Source organism: Streptomyces caeruleatus (genome assembly GCF_001514235.1).
Taxonomy (GTDB): domain Bacteria; phylum Actinomycetota; class Actinomycetes; order Streptomycetales; family Streptomycetaceae; genus Streptomyces; species Streptomyces caeruleatus.
The window spans coordinates 1-20,616 of record NZ_KQ948934.1 but is presented as its reverse complement, the minus strand read 5'-3'; the positions used below and the strand labels follow the sequence as shown (position 1 = coordinate 20,616).

Annotated in this window: 15 protein-coding genes; 7 read left to right on the top strand and 8 right to left on the bottom strand. The window is 69.3% G+C overall.

The annotated features are described in order from the left end of the window. Positions 1-4 precede the first annotated feature (4 nt). Genes AQJ67_RS30070 through AQJ67_RS30060 form a run of 3 tightly spaced genes read left to right on the top strand, consistent with a single transcriptional unit; the run spans position 5 to position 4,661 of the window. Positions 5-400, top strand: a complete 396-nt coding sequence (locus tag AQJ67_RS30070) for a DUF742 domain-containing protein (protein WP_062722490.1) — start codon at positions 5-7, stop codon at positions 398-400. A gap of 24 nt (positions 401-424) precedes the next feature. After that, the gene (locus tag AQJ67_RS30065) at positions 425-4,075 is read left to right on the top strand and encodes a hydantoinase B/oxoprolinase family protein (RefSeq protein ID WP_062722489.1); all 3,651 of its coding nucleotides are present in this window, start codon (positions 425-427) and stop codon (positions 4,073-4,075) included. Further along, the gene (locus tag AQJ67_RS30060; protein WP_062722488.1) at positions 4,056-4,661 is read left to right on the top strand and encodes a GTP-binding protein; all 606 of its coding nucleotides are present in this window, start codon (positions 4,056-4,058) and stop codon (positions 4,659-4,661) included. The genes AQJ67_RS30065 and AQJ67_RS30060 overlap by 20 nt, the downstream gene beginning before the upstream one ends. Before the next feature lie 130 nt (positions 4,662-4,791). Here the strand turns inward: AQJ67_RS30060 and glpK are convergent, their stop codons facing one another. From glpK to AQJ67_RS30035, 5 genes are all read right to left on the bottom strand, one after another. Continuing rightward, entirely contained in the window at positions 4,792-6,303 is a 1,512-nt protein-coding gene (gene glpK, locus AQJ67_RS30055) for a glycerol kinase GlpK (RefSeq protein ID WP_062722487.1), read from the bottom strand. 22 nt (positions 6,304-6,325) lie between these two features. Beyond that, on the bottom strand, positions 6,326-7,051 hold the full coding sequence (locus AQJ67_RS30050; RefSeq protein WP_062722486.1) for an MIP/aquaporin family protein: 726 nt from the start codon (positions 7,049-7,051) through the stop codon (positions 6,326-6,328). A gap of 479 nt (positions 7,052-7,530) precedes the next feature. After that, positions 7,531-9,183 carry a GGDEF domain-containing protein gene (locus AQJ67_RS30045; RefSeq protein WP_062722485.1) on the bottom strand — a complete coding sequence of 551 codons (1,653 nt, stop codon included), beginning with the start codon at positions 9,181-9,183 and terminating at the stop codon, positions 7,531-7,533. Positions 9,184-9,290: 107 nt separating this feature from the next. Beyond that, positions 9,291-10,478, bottom strand: coding sequence for a lipid-transfer protein (locus AQJ67_RS30040; protein ID WP_062722775.1), 1,188 nt, complete (start codon positions 10,476-10,478; stop codon positions 9,291-9,293). Beyond that, positions 10,475-10,900 (bottom strand): Zn-ribbon domain-containing OB-fold protein, encoded by a 426-nt coding sequence (locus AQJ67_RS30035; protein WP_062722776.1) that lies wholly within the window; start codon positions 10,898-10,900, stop codon positions 10,475-10,477. The genes AQJ67_RS30040 and AQJ67_RS30035 overlap by 4 nt, the downstream gene beginning before the upstream one ends. Positions 10,901-11,058: 158 nt before the next feature. Here AQJ67_RS30035 and AQJ67_RS30030 point away from each other — a divergent pair, with 158 nt between their 5' ends. Together AQJ67_RS30030 and AQJ67_RS30025 are read left to right on the top strand one after the other, a co-directional pair. Then, complete coding sequence (locus AQJ67_RS30030) at positions 11,059-11,865, top strand: M15 family metallopeptidase (protein ID WP_062722484.1); 807 nt, start codon at positions 11,059-11,061, stop codon at positions 11,863-11,865. 50 nt (positions 11,866-11,915) lie between these two features. After that, the gene (locus tag AQJ67_RS30025; protein WP_062722483.1) at positions 11,916-12,452 is read left to right on the top strand and encodes an NUDIX domain-containing protein; all 537 of its coding nucleotides are present in this window, start codon (positions 11,916-11,918) and stop codon (positions 12,450-12,452) included. On the opposite strand, the gene AQJ67_RS30020 is transcribed toward AQJ67_RS30025, so the two are convergent. Then, a complete protein-coding gene (locus AQJ67_RS30020; RefSeq protein ID WP_062722482.1) occupies positions 12,443-14,815 on the bottom strand; it encodes a glycoside hydrolase family 31 protein in 2,373 nt (790 codons plus the stop codon). The two genes, AQJ67_RS30025 and AQJ67_RS30020, sit on opposite strands and share 10 nt — an antisense overlap. Positions 14,816-15,027: 212 nt before the next feature. Here AQJ67_RS30020 and AQJ67_RS30015 point away from each other — a divergent pair, with 212 nt between their 5' ends. Together AQJ67_RS30015 and AQJ67_RS30010 are read left to right on the top strand one after the other, a co-directional pair. Beyond that, positions 15,028-16,995 (top strand): acetoacetate--CoA ligase, encoded by a 1,968-nt coding sequence (locus AQJ67_RS30015; RefSeq protein WP_062722481.1) that lies wholly within the window; start codon positions 15,028-15,030, stop codon positions 16,993-16,995. Positions 16,996-17,133: 138 nt separating this feature from the next. Then, the gene (locus AQJ67_RS30010) at positions 17,134-18,027 is read left to right on the top strand and encodes a hypothetical protein (protein ID WP_062722480.1); all 894 of its coding nucleotides are present in this window, start codon (positions 17,134-17,136) and stop codon (positions 18,025-18,027) included. Positions 18,028-18,097: 70 nt separating this feature from the next. Here AQJ67_RS30010 and ptsP read toward each other — a convergent pair whose 3' ends face one another. Both ptsP and AQJ67_RS30000 read right to left on the bottom strand, forming a co-directional pair. After that, positions 18,098-19,768, bottom strand: a complete 1,671-nt coding sequence (ptsP, locus tag AQJ67_RS30005; RefSeq protein WP_062722479.1) for a phosphoenolpyruvate--protein phosphotransferase — start codon at positions 19,766-19,768, stop codon at positions 18,098-18,100. An 82-nt stretch (positions 19,769-19,850) separates the two neighbouring features. Then, positions 19,851-20,300, bottom strand: a complete 450-nt coding sequence (locus tag AQJ67_RS30000; protein ID WP_062722478.1) for a PTS sugar transporter subunit IIA — start codon at positions 20,298-20,300, stop codon at positions 19,851-19,853. Positions 20,301-20,616: the final 316 nt, after the last annotated feature.

The following is a 20,616-nucleotide window of genomic DNA, read 5'->3' as shown; positions in this document are numbered from 1 at the left end:
TGGCATGAGCGCTGACGGTCAGGGAAGAAGCCACTGGTTCGACGACGAGGCCGGACCAGTCGTTCGTCCGTACGCCATGACGCGGGGCCGCACCACCAGTGCGGCCCAGCACCGCCTCGACCTGATCGCGGTGGTCGTCGCGGAACCGCACGCGGACGACCCGGAAGCGGACTCGACGCTGTCCCCGGAGCACGTGGACATCGTCGGACTGTGCCGTCACGCGCCGCAGTCCGTCGCCGAACTCTCCGCCGAGCTCGATCTGCCCATCGGAGTCGTACGGGTCCTCATCGGGGATCTCGTGGACGCGGAATTCGTCCATGTGAACCGGCCAGTACCGCCGGCGGAGCTGGTGGACGAGAGTATTCTGCGCGACGTGATCAACGGCCTGCGGGCGCTGTGAGCGGCGTGGAAGCGGGGTAGTGACGTGACAGGCTGGCAGTTCTGGGTCGACCGAGGCGGCACCTTCACGGACATCGTCGCGCGCCGCCCGGACGGCCGGCTGCTGACGCACAAGCTCCTCTCGGAGAATCCGGCCCGCTACTCCGACGCGGCCGTCGCGGGCGTACGCCAGCTGCTCGACGGTTCCCGGGACCCCGTCGAGGCGGTCCGCATGGGCACGACGGTCGCCACGAACGCCCTCCTCGAGCGCAAGGGCGAGCGGACCCTGCTCGTCATCACCCGGGGTTTCCGCGACGCCCTGCGCATCGCCTACCAGAACCGCCCGCGCATCTTCGCCCGCCGCATCGAACTGCCCGAGCTGTTGTACGAACGGGTCGTCGAGATCGACGAGCGCATCGCCGCCGACGGCACGGTCGTGCGCTCGCCCGACCTGGGCGCCCTCGAAGACCACCTCCAGCAGGCGTACGACGACGGGATCCGCGCCGTCGCCGTGGTCTGCATGCACAGCCACCTCCACCCCGCCCACGAACAGGCCGTCGGGCAGCTCGCCGCCCGCGTCGGCTTCCCGCAGATCTCGCTGTCCAGCGAGGTCAGCCCCCTCATGAAGATCGTCCCGCGCGGGGACACCGCCGTCGTCGACGCCTACCTCTCGCCCGTGCTGCGCCGCTACGTCCAGCACGTCGCCGACGAGCTCGAAGGCGTACGGCTGATGTTCATGCAGTCCAACGGCGGCCTCGCCGAAGCAGGACAGTTCCGCGGCAAGGACGCGATCCTCTCCGGCCCCGCCGGAGGCATCGTCGGCATGGCGCGCATGTCGCAGCTCGCCGGCTTCGACCGGGTCATCGGGTTCGACATGGGCGGCACCTCCACTGACGTCTCCCACTTCGCCGGCGAGTACGAACGCGTCTTCACCACCCAGATCGCCGGGGTCAGGCTGCGCGCCCCCATGCTCGACATCCACACCGTCGCAGCGGGCGGCGGCTCGGTACTCCACTTCGACGGGTCCCGCTACCGCGTAGGGCCGGACTCGGCGGGCGCGGACCCGGGTCCCGCCTGTTACCGGGGCGGCGGCCCGCTGGCGGTCACCGACGCCAACGTCATGCTCGGCCGCATCCAACCCGCCCATTTTCCCAAGGTGTTCGGCCCCGAAGGCGACCAGCCGCTCGACGCCGCCCTCGTCCGCGAGCGCTTCACCGACCTCGCCCGCGACATCCGGAACGACACCGGCGACGACCGCACGCCCGAGCAGGTCGCCGAGGGCTACCTCCAGATCGCGGTCGCCAACATCGCCAACGCCGTGAAGCGGATCTCCGTACAGAAAGGCCACGACGTCACCCGCTACGCCCTCACCACCTTCGGTGGAGCGGGCGGCCAGCACGCGTGCATGGTCGCCGACTCCCTCGGCATCCGCACCGTCCTCGTGCCGCCCATGGCCGGCGTCCTGTCCGCCCTCGGCATCGGCCTCGCCGACACCACGTCCATGCGCGAACAGTCCGTCGAGGCACCCCTGGAGGCCGCCTCGATGCCCGGCGTCCACAAGACGGCCAACGACCTGGAATCCGCTGCCCGCGCCGAACTCCTCGACGCGGACGTCCCCGAGGACCGCATCAAGGTCACCCGTCGTGCCCAACTCCGCTACGACGGCACCGACACCACCCTCACCGTCGAACTCACCGAACCCCACACGATGAGGCACGTTTTCGAAGATCGTCATCGCGCCACGTACTCCTTCACGCTCGACCGCCCGATCGTCGTCGAAGCCCTCTCCGCCGAAGCCACCGGCATCACCGAACCCCCCGATCTCTCCGTCCTCGCCCCTTACGAAGCCGCCCCCGAAGGCAGCCCGGCCGCACCGGAGACCGTCCGCCTCCACACGGGCGGCACCTGGTGCGACGTACCCCTCCACCGCCGTGAGTACCTGCCCCCCGGCGAGACCGTCACCGGCCCGGCGATCATCACCGAGGCCAGCGCGACGACCGTCGTCGACGACGGCTGGCAAGCCGCGACGACTGACGACGGGCATCTGGTCATGGAACGCGCGGCGATTACGGAGAGTTCCGATCTCGACACGAAAGCCGACCCTGTTCTTCTTGAGGTCTTCAACAACCTCTTCATGTCCATCGCCGAACAGATGGGCGCCCGGCTCGAATCGACGGCCCAGTCCGTCAACATCAAGGAACGCCTGGACTTCTCCTGCGCGCTCTTCGACCCGGACGGAAACCTGGTGGCCAACGCCCCACACATCCCCGTCCACCTGGGCTCGATGGGCACCAGTGTCAAGGAGGTCATCCGCCGCCGCGGCTCGCGGATGCGTCCCGGTGACACCTACGCCGTCAACGACCCGTACCACGGCGGCACCCACCTCCCCGACGTCACCGTGATCACCCCCGTCTTCGACACGAACGGCGCGACGAACACGGAGCGTGAACCAGAGCTCCTCTTCTACGTCGCCTCACGCGGCCACCACGCGGAGATCGGTGGCATCGCCCCCGGCTCCATGCCGGCGAACAGCCGCACCATCGAGGAGGAGGGCATCCTCTTCGACAACTGGCTGCTCGCCGAGAACGGTCGTTTCCGCGAGCCGGAGACCCTCCGCCTGCTCACCGACGCGCCCTACCCGTCCCGTAACCCCAAGACCAACCTCGCGGACCTGCGCGCCCAGATCGCGGCCAACCAGAAGGGCGTCGACGAAGTCGCCCGTATGATCGACAATTTCGGCCTCGCCGTCGTCCAGGCGTACATGAAGCACGTCCAGGACAACGCGGAGGAAGCAGTACGCCGGGTCGTCGACGCCCTGGAGGACGGCGAGTACGCCTACGAGACCGACTCCGGCGCGTTCATCCGGGTACGCGTGCGCGTGGACCGCGAAAACCGCTCCGCCACCGTCGATTTCACCGGCACGTCCCCACAACTGGCCACGAACTTCAACGCCCCCTTCTCGGTCGTCAACGCCGCCGTCCTGTATGTCTTCCGCACCCTCGTCGCCGACGACATCCCGCTCAACGACGGCTGCCTGCGCCCCCTCGACATCGTCGTGCCGCCCGGCTCCATGCTCGCCCCCGAACCCCCGGCAGCGGTCGTCGCGGGAAACGTGGAGACCTCCCAGGCCATCACCGGCGCCCTCTACGCAGCACTGGGCGTCCAGGCCGAGGGCTCCGGCACCATGAACAACGTCACCTTCGGCAACGAACGCCACCAGTACTACGAGACCGTGGCCTCCGGATCCGGAGCGGGGGACGGGTTCCCCGGCGCGCCTGTCGTCCAGACCCACATGACCAACTCGCGGCTCACCGATCCCGAAGTGCTGGAGTGGCGACTGCCCGTACAGCTCGACGAGTTCGCCGTACGGCACGGCAGCGGCGGGGCCGGCCAGTGGCGCGGCGGGGACGGTGCCGTGCGCCGTATCCGGTTCCACGAGCCCATGACCGTCTCCACGCTGTCCCAGCACCGCCGGATCCCGCCGTACGGCATGGCGGGCGGAGAACCGGGCGCGCTGGGAGCCAACCGCGTGGAACACGCCGACGGAACGGTCACCGCACTCGGCGGAAGCGATTCCGCGGACGTCGGCCCCGGCGACGTACTCGTCATCGAAACCCCTGGCGGCGGAGGCTACGGCCGGCCGTCGCGAGACCCCCATCAAGCAGGAGAAGAGATCGATGATCTTCGGGCGTTCTGAGCGCGGGAAGCCTCCGGTCGAGCCCGTCACGCTCAAGATCCTGGTGGCCGGCGGCTTCGGGGTGGGCAAGACGACCCTCGTCGGCGCGGTCAGCGAGATCAGGCCGCTGCGCACCGAGGAACTGCTCACCGAGGCCGGACGCCCGGTCGACGACACGAGCGGTGTCGAGGGCAAGCGCACCACCACCGTGGCCATGGACTTCGGTCGCATCACCCTGCGCGAGGATCTGGTGCTGTACCTCTTCGGCACACCCGGCCAGGAGCGGTTCTGGTTCATGTGGGACGAACTGTCCGAAGGCGCGCTCGGCGCCGTCGTGCTCGCCGACACCCGCCGCCTTGAGGACTGCTTCGCCGCCGTCGACTACTTCGAGCGGCGCTCCATACCCTTCCTCGTCGGCGTCAACTGCTTCGAGGGGGCGGACCGTTACCCCGCGGAGGCCATACGGCAGGCCCTCGACCTCGACAGCGACGTACCGCTGCTGCTGTGCGACGCCCGCGACAGGGAGTCCGTGAAGGAGATCCTCATCGGTGTCGTCCAGCACGCCATGGCCTTCCAGGCGGACCGCCGCGAGACCGTGACCACCTGAGTCCGGGAGAGATGGGCACGGCCCGTACCCCCGCCGACCGGGGTACGAGCCGTGGCTCATGGGCACGCGCGCGTAGCTCTCACGAGGGACGTACGCACGCGTGGACCGTTCTTCGGCTTAAGCCGTCCCGTCAGCTCTCGCCGTCGTCCAGCCAGCCGAAGCTCTTCTCCACCGCCTTGCGCCAGTTGTGGTACTCACGGTCCCTGACATCGGCGGTCATGCCGGGCGTCCACTCGGCGTCCTTCGCCCAGTGCGCCTTGAGCTCGTCCAGGTCGTTCCACACCCCGGTGGCCAGCCCGGCGGCGTACGCGGCCCCCAGGCAGGTCGTCTCGGAGACCTTGGGCCGGATCACCGGCACGTCGAGCACATCCGCCTGGTGCTGCATGAGCAGGTTGTTCTTCGTCATGCCACCGTCGACCTTCAGAGTCGTGATCTCCACGCCGGAGTCCTGGTACATGGCGTCCACGACCTCGCGCGTCTGCCAGCTCGTCGCTTCCAGAACCGCGCGAGCGAGGTGCGCCTTGGTGACGTAGCGCGTCAGGCCGGTGATCACCCCGCGCGCGTCGGAACGCCAGTACGGCGCGAACAGGCCGGAGAACGCGGGCACGATGTACGCACCGCCGTTGTCCTCGACGCTGGCTGCCAAGGGCTCGATCTCGTCGGCGGTGCGGATGATGCCGAGCTGGTCGCGGAACCATTGGACCAGCGCGCCCGTTATGGCTATCGCCCCCTCCAGGCAGTACACCGGCGCCTCACTGCCGATCTTGTAGCCCATCGTCGTCAGCAGGCCGTTCTTCGACGGAACCGGCCGGTTGCCGGTGTTGAGCAGCAGGAAGCTGCCGGTGCCGTACGTGTTCTTCGCCGTGCCCACGTCGTAGCAGGCCTGCCCGAACACGGCGGCCTGCTGGTCGCCCAGGGCCGAGGCGACCGGCACCCCGGCCAGCTGTCCGACGGCGGTTCCGTACACCTCGGAGGAGGACCTGATCTCCGGAAGCACGGCCTCCGGCACGCTCATGGCGGACAGGATCGAGGAGTCCCACTGCAGGGTCTCCAGGTTCATCAGCATCGTGCGTCCGGCGTTCGTCACGTCGGTGACGTGGTGCCCGCCGTCCGTGCCGCCGGTGAGGTTCCAGATCAGCCAGGAGTCGATGGTGCCGAAGGCGATCTCACCGCGCTCGGCACGGGCCCGGAGACCGGGCACGTTGTCCAGCAGCCAGGCCGCCTTGGGGCCGGAGAAGTAGCTGGCCAGTGGCAGGCCGGTCTGCTCGCGGAAACGGTCCTGCCCGTCCGAGCCGCCGAGCTGGTTGCACAATGCCGCCGTACGGGTGTCCTGCCACACGATCGCGTTGTGCACCGGCTTGCCTGTGGCCCGGTCCCAGAGAACCGTCGTCTCACGCTGGTTGGTGATGCCGAGCGCGCTGAGCTGGTCGGCACGCAGCCCGGCCTTGGCGATGGCACCGGCGACCACGGCCTGCACCTTTGACCAGATCTCGGTGGCGTCGTGTTCCACCCAGCCGGGTTTGGGGAAGATCTGGCGGTGCTCGCGCTGGTCGACGGCCACGATGGCGCCGTCCTGGTTGAAGATGATGCAGCGGCTCGAGGTCGTGCCCTGGTCGATGGCGGCAACGAACTTGTCCGTCATGGCGTCCCCTTCGTCGGTTCCTTCAGAAGGCTGCGTTGAAGATGAGCCCGGACAGCACCCCGCCGATCAGCGGTCCGACCACCGGAATCCACGAGTAACTCCAGTCCGAGGTTCCCTTGTTGGGAATCGGGAGCAGAGCGTGGACTATGCGGGGGCCCAGGTCACGGGCCGGGTTGATGGCGTATCCCGTGGGACCGCCGAGCGACAGACCGATGCCGACCACCAGGAACGAGACAATCAGAATGGCGGTGCCGGACACACCGAGTCCCTTGGTCAGGCCGAAGGCGAGGATCGGCAGCACCAGCGCGATCGTCGCGATGATCTCGGTGACGAGGTTCGCCACGGTGTTGCGGATCGCGGGCGCCGTGGAGAAGATCCCGAGGGTCGGCTGGGCGATCTCTTCGTCCGCGTTGGCCTGGAACTGTGCGTAGTAGACCAGCCAGCACAACACCGCACCGAGGATCGCGCCGACCATCTGGCCGGCGATGTAGACGGGGACCTTGTCCCACTCCCCGGTGTCGATGGCGATCCCGACCGTCACGGCCGGGTTGAGCTGTCCGCCGGACAGCGGCGCCGCGGTGTAGGCGCCGGCCATCACGCCGAACCCCCAGCCGAAGGCGATGACGACCCAGCCCGCGTCCTTGGCCTTGGAGTAGTTGAGTAGGACGGCGGCGACCACGCCCGCCCCGAAGAGGATCAGGATCGCGGTACCGATGACCTCACCGAGGAATATGTCTCCATTGCTCATGGCGGCTCCTAGGCCCTGACCGGGACCATCGGCCCGGTCTCCTGCGGGGTGCGTTTCCCATGGCGACTTCAGCCGAAGGCAGGGATGGTCCCGCGCCCCGCCCGGCGTCCGTGACGAGCGTGCCGTAGTAGCCGAATCACCTGTGGGGGAGTGGGCCTTGGTACAGGCGGAACCGCACGGCGCAGTGCGTGGATACGCCGAGAATGTACGGCGATGTCGGCTGACACCGGGAAGTGTTCACCGGCGTCCAAGGGGCGTCAAGGTCGCCGACGCCAACGGTTGAGGGCGTGCCGACGGGTCACGGACCCACGCCGACCGTGCTCCTGGCGCGCCCGCTGGTGGGTGGGATGGGCACCGAGGCCCTGCTGAGGCCGGCAGGCAGGCCAGTTCCTGCTGGACCCGGCAGAGGCCGATGGTCATGGCTGTGCTGAGGCCTTCGGTCACCTTTCAGCCACCGTCGGCCACGTGGAGAAAGCGTCTCACCCCCTGCCGGGCTCCGCCACCGCGCACTGCGCCTGGGGTGGGGCGGTCTCCACCCCGCGCAGGATCTCCAGCCCGGGCACCCCTGCGCGGCCCAGCACCCAGCTCGCCCCGCTCAGCGACTTCGCGGCCTTCTTCAACGGAGCCAGACAGGAGGCCGCCTGCCGGTGGTCCGTCACGCTTCCGGGTTCGCAGAGGACCGTGGCCAGGGACAATGTGACGGGACGTCCAGCCGCCGACCAAGGCGCGTCGAGGACCGAGGCGGCCAGCGGGTGCAACCCCTCCGGATCCGCCAGCACCAGGAAGTCGTCCCCTCCGATGTGACCCACGCGCGTACTGTCCGACGCCACGTGTTGCAGCGCCCGTCCCACCGACCGGATGAGCTCGTCGCCCGCCGCGAAGCCGGCGCCGTCGTTGACCTGTTTGAAGTGGTCGACATCCAGCCAACTCAACGCGAACGTCCGCCCGTCCGCGATCCGCCGGTCCACCTCGCCGGTGATCGAGTCCGAGCCCGGCAGCCGGGTCAGCGGGTTGAGTCCGGCCGCCTCCTCGACCCGGGTCTCTGCCAGGGCCCGCACGAGGTCCGCGAGCCGTACGACCCCCACACACCTGCCGTACCGGTCGACCACGGCCACATCGTCCGACGTACGGGCCCTGCCGCCGTCCGCGACGACGTCCAACACCTCCCACGCGGTGGCGTCGACGCCCACCGTGCGCGGCTGATCCCCGAGCTTGGCCGCGGGCCGGTCCGCGTACAGGGCATGGCCGTAGCGTCCCGACATCGACAGCAGGAAGCGGGAACGGTGCACCGACCGCACCGGAACGCCGCTCCGGTCCACCAGAAGGACCCCGGACACGTCCGGCGACCCGGTCAGCAGAGCCCGGACCTGGCCCGCGGACGCGGTGGCGGGCAGCAGCGCGGCCGGCCGCACGAACTCCCGCACCGACGGCCCCGATCGCGGCGTCGCCGCCAGCCCTGGGGAGCGCGGCGGAACGTATACCTCCGCCGCGGGCAACCGAGCCGGCGGGGCGAACAGCTCACCCTGAGCCAACTGGGCACCGGCCGACCGCGCGGAAGCGCACTGCAGCTCCGTTTCCACACCCTCGACGCACAGGAGCGCGCCCGACTGCTCGCACAGCGTCCGCATCGCCCGCACCCCCGCAGGCCGCGCCAGCAGGGACGCGTCGAGCTTCACCAGGTCCGGCGCCATGTCGGTGAGCAGCCGCAACGGGACGTCTCCGTCGCCGACGCCGTCCGCACAGATCCGGAAACCCTGGTCACGGAGCGCGCCGATCGCTTCCAGCAGCGCCTGCTGCGGGACGTGCGTGTATGGCGGCCCGATGTCGATCGTCACCTCCCACGGCAGCCGGCCCGCCGCGCGCACGGCGTCGTGCAGCGGTGTGAGCCCGCCCAGGTCGGCGAGAGTGCCGGCGAACACGTTGACGTACAGGGGTAGCAACGTCTCCTTGCGAGCTGCCGCACGGAACGCCAACACGGCCAGCCGACCGTCGAGTTCAGGATCGCGGCGGGCCTCGGCCAGGACGTCGCCGGTCTCCGGGCGGGCGAGTATCTCCAGCCCCGCTACTCCTCCGGTCGTCAGATTGACCACCGGTTGGAAAGCGAAGCGGAGAGTATCCGTCCAGGAGTCCACGGGAGCATGATTGCGCCCACCACGTACGCCCGAGCCCAGTTCATGAGACGTTCACACAGGATTCCGGGTTGCTTACACAGCGTAGATGGATGCCTGGTCGTCACGCCTCATCGCACCGCGACCACCGCCGACCCGTGCCCGAACAGCCCCTGGTTCGCGGCGATGCCCGCCCGCGCCCCGGCGACCTGCCGGTCACCCGCACCTCCTCTCAGCTGCCAAGTGAGTTCGCACACCTGGGCGATGGCCTGGGCCGGAACCGCCTCCCCGAACGACGCCAGGCCGCCGCTCGTGTTCACCGGTATGCGTCCGCCCAGCGCTGTCGAGCCCTCCCGCAGCAGCTTCGCGGCATCCCCCTGACCGCACAGCCCCAGGTCCTCGTACCACTGCAACTCCAGCGCGGTGGACAGGTCGTAGACCTCCGCGAAGCTCAGGTCCTCGGGGCCGATGCCCGCCTCCTCGTAGGCGGCGCGTGCGATCGATTCCCGGAACGTCCCCTCCGGTGGTACCGCCGCTGCCGAGTCCGTCGCTATGTCGGGCAGATCCAGAACCGTGTTCGGATAGCGCGGCGTCACAGTGGACACCGCCCGGATCCGCACCGGATCCGTGACGCCGTGCCGACGTGCGAACTCCATGCCGGCCAGCACGAGCGCCGCACCTCCGTCCGAGGTCGCGCAGATGTCGAGCAGCCGCAGCGGGTCGGCGACCACCGCGGAGGCGGCGACCTCCTCGGCGGTGACCGGCTTGCGGTAGCGGGCGTAGGGATTCAGCGCGCCCAGGGCGGCGTTCTTCACCTTGACCTGCGCGAAGTCCTGAGGCGTGTCCCCGTGCACAGCCATCCGCCGACGCGCGTACAGCCCGAAGTACGCCGGATTGGTCGCGCCGAGAACGCGGAAGCGAAGCCAGTCCGGATCGTCGGGACGGTCACCGCCCGCCGGCCGGAAGAACCCCTTGGGCGCCGCATCGGCCCCCACCACGAGCACCACGTCCGCGAGCCCCGCAAGTATCTGCGCCCGCGCGGTGTTGACGGCCTGCGCCCCGGACGCGCACGCCGCGTACACACTCGTGACCCGGGCACCCTGCCAGCCGAGGGCCTTCGCGAAGGTCGCCCCGGCCACATAGCCCGGATAGCCGCCCCGCACGGTGTCCGCGCCGACGATCGACCCGATGTCCCGCCACTCCAGCCCCGCGTCGGCGAGTGCCGCGCGGGCCGCCGCCACCCCGTACTCGACGAAACCGCGTCCCCATTTGCCCCAGGGATGCATGCCCACACCGAGCACCGCCACCTCGTCCGTCACGCCGCCACCCCCGTCGGCCGCCAATGCCAGGTCGTCCAGATGGTCTCGGCGTCCTCGTGCAGCACGCCCGGGACGGCCTCGACCTCCATGCCCACCGTCAGATCGGCGACGGTGACCCCGGGAACCGCCTGCCCCAGCACCACGAGGCGCTCGGATTCCAGTTCCACAGCGATCAACGCGTACGGCTCCCACGGAAGTTCCGGATCGGTCACATAGGGTGACGGAGGCCGATACTGGCTGTCCGTGTACGACCAAACGCGTCCGCGCCGCGAGAGCGGGAACTCCTCCAGATCGCCGCCGGAGCAGCCCGGGTTGCGGCAGTGCGCGTCCTCGCGAGGAAAGAAGACCGACGCGCAGGTCGAGCAGCGGGTGCCCAGCAGTCGGAAGTCGTCCCCGTCACCGGCGAACCACCCTGCGACCACCGGCGTGCGCGTGCGTGGCATAGTCCCTCCTGAGGAACGTATCTGACGGAACGTCAGAAGTGTGCCACGGGCAACCGCGAAGCGGCAGAGTGACCTTACGAGTGGACCGCGTCCGGCCACTTCCCTCACGGAACGGACTCCTGATAGACGCAGGAGACATGACACGACTCTCGACCGCGGTACGGGGACTGGTCATCACCCTCGCCACCCTGCTGGCCGTGACCGCCGCTCCCGCCACCGCCCAGGCGAAACCCGAGCCACGAGCGCCGGAGAACTTCGTGGCGCTGAGAACCGTGGATCCCACCATCATTCAGGAGATGCGCTACTTCACCCCGCACAACTTCGTGGGCGAGCGCATCGACGGCTACCGACAGCCCCTCTGCATCCTCACCCGAGCCGCCGCCGAAGCGCTCCACCAGGCCCAGAGACGGCTGCTGCGCCAGGGCTACACACTCAAGGTGTACGACTGCTACCGGCCTCAGCGCGCCGTCGACCACTTCGTCCGCTGGGCCGAGGACCTCGACGACCAGGCCATGAAAGGCGAGTTCTACCCCGACGTCGACAAGACCCGCCTGTTCGAAGACGGATACATCGCGGAGAAATCCGGCCACAGCCGCGGCTCGACCATGGACCTGACGATCGTCAGGCTGCCGGCCAAACCCACCAGGCCGTACGTACCTGGAGAGCCCCTTGTGCCCTGCTACGCGCCGCAGGGCGAGCGCTTCCCCGACAACTCCGTCGACATGGGCACCGGATTCGACTGCTTCGACACCCTTTCGCACACGCTCGACCCACGTATCCAGGGCGAACAGCGCGCCAACCGACTGCTGCTCAAGAGCACTCTCGAAGCCCTCGGATTCGTGAACCTCGCCGAGGAGTGGTGGCACTTCACATACAAGCCGGAGCCTTATCCGGACACCTACTTCGACTTCCCCGTGTCCTGGAACTCCCTCACGAAGCCCTGATGACCGGCCCCCGGAAGACGCCCTTCCGCTGATCGGATACAGTCCGCCGCGTGTCCGAAACTCAGTTCTCCGTCCCCAACTCCGCAGCAGACTCCCATTGTTCGAGCTGCGGCGCGCCCTACGGAGAGGGCGTCTCCAGCTGGCCCCGCACCTGCCCGGCATGCGGCACGGTGGCCTACCGCAACCCCCTGCCGGTAGCCGTCGCGCTCCAGCCCGTGTACGACACCAAGGGCACGGCCCTGGTCGTCATCACCCGAACCGTGGCCCCCGCGCGCGGAGGCATCGCCCTGCCGGGCGGCTACATCGACGATCGCGAGGACTGGCGGCAGGCCGTCGTACGCGAACTCAAGGAAGAGACCGGCATCGCCGCGGCCGGCCGCGACGTACGACTCGCCGACGCGATGAGCTCGCCCGACGGCCACCTGCTGCTGTTCGGCCTCCTGCCGGAACGGCCCGCCGACCGTCTGCCGACCTCGGCTGCCACGGACGAGACCGAGGGCTGGCACCTCCTGCACAGGCCGGAGGAACTGGCCTTCCCGCTGCACACGCTGGCCGTGAAGGCGTTCTTCGAGGGCCGCTACATATGACGCTCGTCGAGCCCTCGTATGCGCACCGGACGGGGTGATGTGATCACGCCGTCCTCGTGCTCCAGCTCGACCAGCAGCTTCCGTCCGTCCCAGCGGGTGACGTAACGCTCGATCTCCGGTTCGTCCCAGCCGTCGCCCGCATCAGGCACGACCAGCCCGCCGCCGGTGCGCCCCCGGGCGGGCGCCCACACCTCCAGTTCCAGCCCGCCGTCGTCCCCACGCACGGGGACGACGGCGCCCGAACGCGCCAGCACCGGGATGCGGGACAAGGGCGCCTCGACGAGAACCTGCCCTGGGCCTTCGTACGCCCGCCCCGTTGCCGTGTCGTACCAACGGCCTTGAGGCAGCTGCACCGCACGCCGGTCCGTGCCCGGGTCAAGCACCGGTGCCACCAGCAGGCAGTCGCCCAGCAGAAACGCATCCTCACAGTCACGCAGCGCACGGTCCTCGGGCGCCGACCACCACAGCGGACGCACATAGGGCGCCCCGGTGCGCCGGGCCAGATGCGCCAGCGTCACGAAGTACGGCAGCAGTCTCCGACGCTCGACGAGCGCCACGCGTGCGTGCTCCAGCACCTGGGGACCGAACTCCCACGGCTCCCGGCGTCCCGCCCGCAGACTCGCGTGCGTACGGAACAGCGGCAGATACGCGGCCAACTGGAACCATCGCAGATACAGCTCCGGCGAGGGGCTCCCGTCGAAGCCGCCCACGTCCGGCCCCGAGTACGGCACACCGCACAGCCCGAGGCCCATGACCAGCGACAGCGATGCCCGCAGACCCGGCCAGCCTGTCGCCACATCCCCGGACCAGGTCCCGCCGTAGCGCTGCATGCCGGTCCACCCGGAACGCGAGAAGACGAAGGGCCGCTCCTCGGGCGCCAGTTCGAGCAGCCCTTCGTAACCGGCCCGGGCCATGCACAGGGCGTAGACGTTGTGCGCCTCCCGATGGTCCCCGCCCCGCCCTTCAAATGAGTGCCGGGCCGAACGCGGCAACGTCGACTCCCCGAACGCCGCGAACGAAGTCGGCTCGTTCATGTCATGCCAGAAACCCGAGAAGCCCTGCCCCAGCCGTTCCTCGTACAGACCACCCCACCACTGCCGCACGCGCGCGTGGGTGAAGTCCGGGAAGACCGCCTCCCCGGGCCAGACGACCCCTCGCACGAGCCGCCCGGAGGCGTCCCGCACGAACGCGTCCTCGGCCGATCCGCTGTCGTACACGGCATTGCCCGCCACTGCCTTGACCGCCGGGTCGACGATCGACACCAGGCGGATGCCGTCCCCGCGCAAGTCCTCGGCAAGCTGCGGCAGTTTGGGAAAGCGCTCCTGGTCGACCGTGAACACCTGGTGCTCGTCGTGGTGGTCGATGTCCAGATGCACGGCATCCAGCGGCAGGTCTCGCTCCTGATACCCCGAGACGATCCGCCGCACCTCCTGCTCGCTGCCGAAGCCCCACCGCGCGTGCTGGTGGCCCAGCGCCCACGCCGGCGGCAGCGCGGCCGCACCGGTGAGCGCGGCCCAGACGAGCAGCACGCGCGCTGGGGTGCCCACTATCACCCAGCAGCGCAGCGGGCCGCCGTCCATCCGCAGTTCACTCGTCCCCGCCCGGTCATGCCCGGAGCCGGCGCCTTCCTCGCCCGCCAGCAGCGTCACCGTGCCGTCCCACGAGGTGTCGTAGAACACCAGGTGCGTGGCCGCGTCGGCCACCACCAGCTGCACCGGCATGGTGATGTACAGCGGATCGTCGCCCGGGTCGAACGCATGGCCGGGGTCGGTGTTCCACAGCCGATACGTCCCGTCCCTCAACCGAGGTCCCGACGCCCGTCCCCCGAGCCCGAAGAACCGCGCGTCCGCGGCTACCTCCGAGCGCTGCATCCATCGTGCGGACCCACCACCCACTGGTTCCCACCAGCGCGGCGGCAGCTCACGCCGGAGCGTCACGCCCCCGGGCGTCTGCACCTCCACGGCGCCGTGCCGCGAGATGACGACCGTCACCCGCTCCGCCACGACCCGCCAGCCACCATCCTTGTCGGGCTCCAGCACCGCCCGGGGATCCGGCTCCGGACAGCGGTCCACGAGCGCGTACGACGGCTCGGGACCGGCCCCGTCCCAGCCCCAGAACACGGCCCCGTTCACGGCGACGGTCACGCGCAGCTCGGACCGGCTGAACCGGATCACACCACCGCCCGGCCCCGGCCGCACCTCCTGCACAGGTCCGGGCACCCGAGCGCGCTCGGCACCCCGGGGCGGCAGCCCCGCGGCGTCGACACGCCTCCTACGCCACGCCGCCCGCACGGTACGCAACCCCTGGGCCGCCCCCACAGAACCGACCACCTTCATCGAACGCACCAGGTCACGACCGTCCATGCTGCTCAGCCTGCCATTGACCGCCCCACACACGCGTGTCGTTCAACTGCCGTTCACCCGTGCCTGGACCACATCTTCACGACACGGACTATGTGGGGCGGACCCTGGTGCAGAAGTCGATCACATGGCATCGTCCGTGTCAGCCGCGTCACGCGCACAACCCAGCCGTGCGCGGAAGACGCACACGACGCGCACAGTCCGGGAGCCGCTCCATGTCGATCATGAACCCTCAGCCGCTCTGGCAGCCAGATCCGGAACGCATCGCCCAGGCTCAGGTCACCAAGTTCCAGGCCTGGGCCGCCGAAAACCACGACGCCCCCTCCGAGGGCGGCTACGCGGCCCTGCACCGATGGTCGGTCGACGAACTGGACACCTTCTGGAAAGCCGTCACGGAGTGGTTCGACGTACGCTTCTCCACCCCCTACGCGCGCGTGCTCGGCGACCGCTCGATGCCCGGCGCCCAATGGTTCCCCGGCGCGACCCTGAACTACGCCGAACACGCCCTGCGCGCTTCCGCGACCCGCGCCGACGAACCCGCGCTTCTGTACGTCGACGAGTCCCACGACCCCCGACCCGTCACCTGGTCCGAACTGCGTCGCCAGGTCGGCTCCCTCGCTGCCGAGCTGCGCGCCCTCGGCGTACGCCCAGGAGACCGCGTCAGCGGCTACCTCCCGAACATCCCCCAGGCTGTGGTCGCCCTCCTGGCCACGGCCGCCGTCGGCGGCGTCTGGACCTCCTGCGCACCCGACTTCGGCGCCCGCAGCGTCCTCGACCGCTTCCAGCAGATCGAACCGATCGTCCTGTTCACCGTCGACGGCTACCGCTACGGCGGCAAGGAGCACGACCGCCGCGACATCGTCACCGAACTGCGCCGCGAACTGCCCACGCTGCGCGCCGTGGTGCACATTCCCCTCCTCGGCACCGAGGCCCCCGACGGCGCCCTGGACTGGTCGGCGCTCACCTCCGCCGACGAGGAACCCGTCTTCGAACAGGTCCCCTTCGACCACCCCCTCTGGGTGCTCTACTCCTCCGGCACGACCGGCCTTCCCAAGGCCATCGTCCAGTCCCAGGGAGGCATCCTCGTCGAGCACCTCAAACAACTCGGCCTGCACTGCGACCTGGGCCCCGAGGACCGTTTCTTCTGGTACACCTCGACGGGCTGGATGATGTGGAACTTCCTCGTCTCCGGCCTCCTCACCGGCACCACGATCGTCCTGTACGACGGCAGCCCCGGCTTCCCCGACACGGGCGCCCAGTGGCGCATCGCCGAACGCACGGAAGCCACCCTCTACGGCACTTCCGCCGCGTACGTCATGGCCTGCCGCAAGGCCGACGTCCACCCCGGCCGCGACTTCGACCTCACCAAGGTGCAGTGCGTCGCCACCACCGGATCACCACTGCCGCCCGACGGATTCCGCTGGCTGCACGACGAGGTCCGCGACGACCTCTGGATCGCCTCCGTCAGCGGCGGCACGGACGTGTGCTCCTGCTTCGCGGGAGCCGTGCCCACCCTGCCCGTGCACATCGGCGAGCTCCAGGCCCCCAGCCTCGGCACCGACCTGCGGTCCTGGGACCCCAGCGGCAACCCCGTCACCGACGAGGTCGGCGAACTCGTGGTCACCAACCCCATGCCGTCCATGCCGATCTACTTCTGGAACGACCCCGAGGGCAGCCGGTACCACGACAGCTACTTCGACACCTACCCCGGCGTATGGCGCCACGGCGACTGGATCACCGTCACCTCCCGCGGCTCCGTCGTCATCCACGGCCGCTCCGACTCGACGCTCAATCGCCAGGGCGTCCGCATGGGCTCGGCCGACATCTACGAAGCGGTGGAACGCCTCCCCGAGATCAAGGAAACCCTCGTCATCGGCATCGAACAGCCCGACGGCGGCTACTGGATGCCCCTGTTCGTGCACCTGGCCCCGGGAGCCGTGCTCGACGAAGACCTCCTGAACCGCATCAAGCAGACCATCCGCGAACAGCTCTCACCACGTCACGTCCCCGACGAGGTCATCGAGGTCCCCGGCGTCCCCCACACCCTCACCGGAAAGCGCATCGAAGTCCCGGTCAAGCGCCTCCTCCAAGGCACCCCGCTGGAGAAGGCGGTCAACCCGGGCTCCATCGACAACCTCGACCTTCTGCACTTCTACGAGGAACTCGCCCGCAAGCGCGCCTGACCCACGCCCCCGGCCTCGGGCCCCCAATTCAGGAGAAGCCCGAGGGCCGGGACGCTCGCGACGCCATCGCCCCGAAGCCGTTGTCAGTGCCGCCGGTTACTGTGAGTGAGCATTGATCGACTGCGCACAGGGGGAAACGTGGCACACACCGACGACCAGACAATGCGACGCATCCTGCGCCGCGAAATCGCCGGCACGATCGGCCTGCTGACCGACGAGCACGACTTCCGTGCGATGAGGCACTACCGCAGCTTCACCTTCGACGATCACAAGATCTACCTCCAACAAGTGGAGGCCCTCCTCAGGACCCGGGCCTCGCAAGGCAGCCATACGACGCTAGCCCTCTTCGACCCACAGGAATACGCCGAGTTCTGCGCGGAAACGGGCCTGGCTCCCGACGACCCGTCGAGCCGCACGCGCTTTACCGCCCAACTCGCGACGACCGGACCCACCATCCCCTACCAGGGCCAGCCCCTGGCAGACCTCGTCCCGGCCCTCGTCGACGAAGCCGTCCGACAAGCCACCTGGGAGTACGCGTCCACACTCCTGGCACGTCTCGGCGCCTGCGCCACCTGCGGCGAGGACATCGGCCGCGCGGCCTTCGCCCGCGCCTCGAACCTCGTCGTCCGCATCCTCGACACGGCCCATCCCGGAAGCCGACACCTCGTCTGCAGTGTCACGGGAACCCCCGAGACACTCGTCTCCGTCCTGCACGCCGACGAAGACACCGAGGGCGCGACACACCTCGACGAGGCCGAAGCCCTGGAATTCACCACCGTCCTCGCCCTCGGCCTCGCCACCCAGAGCCCCGGCGGGCTCGTCATGCGGACCAGCGCCGCCGGCACCTCCGACCGCATCTACGGCTGGCGCCTGCGTGGAGAGGGCCTGGAACCCCTGACCGCAGGCGAAGTCTTCGATGCCTACTGCACCGACATCGATTCCGGCGACCTCATCTCCCCGGAATCGGGCGTCGACTACTGCGTACCGCCGGATCTCGGCAATGAGGAAACCCCACCGGCACACCGTCACTGAACACGAACGGGGCGCTCCACCCAAAGAGTGGAGCGCCCCACAACCTCACGACCCGACCGGGCCGGATCGACTACTCGCCGGACAGCACCGCCTGAGCGGCGTTGCGCGCCTCCTCGGCGCTGTCCGCCGCCCGCGCGGCCGCAGCAGCACGCTCACACTGCGCCAGCGTGTACTTCGCCAGCGTCGCCCGGACATAAGGAATCGACGCCGAACCCATGGACAGAGAGGTGACACCCAGACCGGTCAGCACACACGCCAGCAGCGGGTCCGACGCCGCCTCACCACAGACACCACAGCTCTTGCCCTCGGCCTTCGCCGCCTCTGCGGACAAAGCGACCAGGTCGAGCAGCGCCGGCTGCCACGGATCCTGAAGCCGGGACACTGCACCCACCTGACGGTCCGCGGCGAAGGTGTACTGCGCGAGGTCGTTCGTCCCCAGCGACAGGAACTCGACCTCCTGCAAGATCGACCGCGCCCGCAGCGCGGCCGACGGAATCTCCACCATCGCACCGAACTTCGCCTGAAGCCCGGCCGCGCGGCACGCGTCCGCGAACGCCTTCGCATCGGCACGGTCCGCCACCATCGGGGCCATGACCTCGAGGTAGACAGGAAGTCCCTCCGCCGCCTTCGCGAGAGCCGTCAGCTGGGTTCGCAGCACCTCGGGGTGGTCCAGCAGCGTCCGCAGCCCCCGCACACCCAGCGCCGGGTTCGGCTCGTCGGCCGGCGTCAGGAAGTCCAGCGGCTTGTCCGCGCCCGCGTCCAGGACACGCACGACAACACGGCCCTCGGGGAAGGCCTCGAGCACCTGCCGGTAGGCCTCTACCTGCTTCTCCTCCGACGGCGCCTTCTTACTGTCGTCGAGGAAGAGGAACTCGGTCCGGAACAGGCCGACACCCTCGGCGCCTGCCTCGACAGCGGCCGGCACATCCGACGGACCGCCGACGTTGACGAGCAGCGGCACCTTGTGGCCGTCCGCCGTGGCACCCGGTCCGGTCGACGCCGCGAGTGCCGCCTTGCGCGCCGCAGCAGCCGCCTCCAGCTCCGTCTTCTTGGCATCGGTCGGGTTCACGAAGACGTTGCCCGTGCTGCCGTCGACAGCGATGACCGTGCCTTCGGCGAGCTCACCGGCACCCGGCATCGCGACGACGGCCGGGACACCGAGGGCCCTCGCCAGAATCGCGCTGTGACTGGTCGGTCCACCCTCTTCCGTGACAAAGCCAAGAACGAGAGCCGGGTCCAGCAGCGCAGTGTCGGCCGGAGCGAGGTCGCGAGCGACCAGGACGTAGGGCTCGTCGCTGTCCGGGACACCCGGCATCGGGACCCCGAGCAAACGAGCGACGATACGATTCCGCACGTCATCGAGGTCGGCCACCCGACCGGCGAGATACTCGCCGGCACCCGCCAGCAGCTCGCGGTACGCGGCGAAGGCGTCGTACACAGCACGCTCGGCAGTGCTGCCCACGGCGATACGCCGATCCACGTCCGCCATCAGTTCCGGGTCCTGGGCCATCATGGCCTGCGCCTCAAGGACCGCCTGGGCCTCCCCGCCCGCCAGATTGCCGCGCGCCATCAAGTCGGCTGCCACTGCCTCCACGGCCTTACGAGCGCGCCCCTGTTCACGCTCCGCGTCCTCGGCCGGAATCTGCTTGGCAGGCGGTTCGAGGACCGCCGTTCCCATGTGCCGAACCTCGCCGATCGCCACACCGTGGCTCACGCCGACGCCTCGCAGGGTTGTCTCCATCTCACCCGTCTCCGATAGTGCGGCGGGTCCCGCCGCCGCGGTGGTTGTCGTCCTTACTTGCCGCCGCAGGACGGCAACGCAGTCACTTCCAGACGAAGAGACTGTCGCCAGCCTTCACATCGCCGTTGTCACGCAGTTCGGAGAGGGCCTCTGCCGTGGCTTCGAGGGCCACGATCGGGCATACCGGCGACTTGCCGGCTGCCTCGACGGCCGAGGGGTCCCAGCGGACGATGCCCTGGCCGCGCGTCACGGTGTCCCCCTTGTTCACGAGCAACTCGAAGCCTTCGCCGTTGAGCTGCACGGTGTCGATGCCCAGGTGGGTGAGCACACCGTGGCCCTGCTCATCGACGACGACAAATGCGTGGGGGTGGAGGGAAACGATGACTCCGTCAACCGGCGACACCGCCTCGGACGGCTCGCGCACCGGGTCGATCGCCGTGCCGGGGCCGACCATGGCCCCGGAGAAGACCGGATCCGGCACTGACGCCAGTCCGACGGCGCGTCCTGCAAGTGGGGACGTGACGGTGGTCATGGGAAGCCTCCCAGGGGTGGAGATCGATATGGGCCGTCGCTGCCTGTGCGGGCGGCACACTGTTCAGCAGGGTATGTCACACGAAGTGCCGGTTCCGCGTGGGCGCTTCAGAGTGGTCTAGACCATACCCCACATCGATTTGCACCCGCTCTGTTGGCGCGTGTACAGTCGTACTCCTGCTTGGGGCTGAGTGACGCAACTACGCATCCTCGTCCGGCAGCACCAAACTTGTCAGATCCTATCTCTGGGTCACTTTCTGCATGCCTGCAGGACGGTGGTCAGGGAGGCGGAAAAATCCTGATAGAGTTTGGAACAA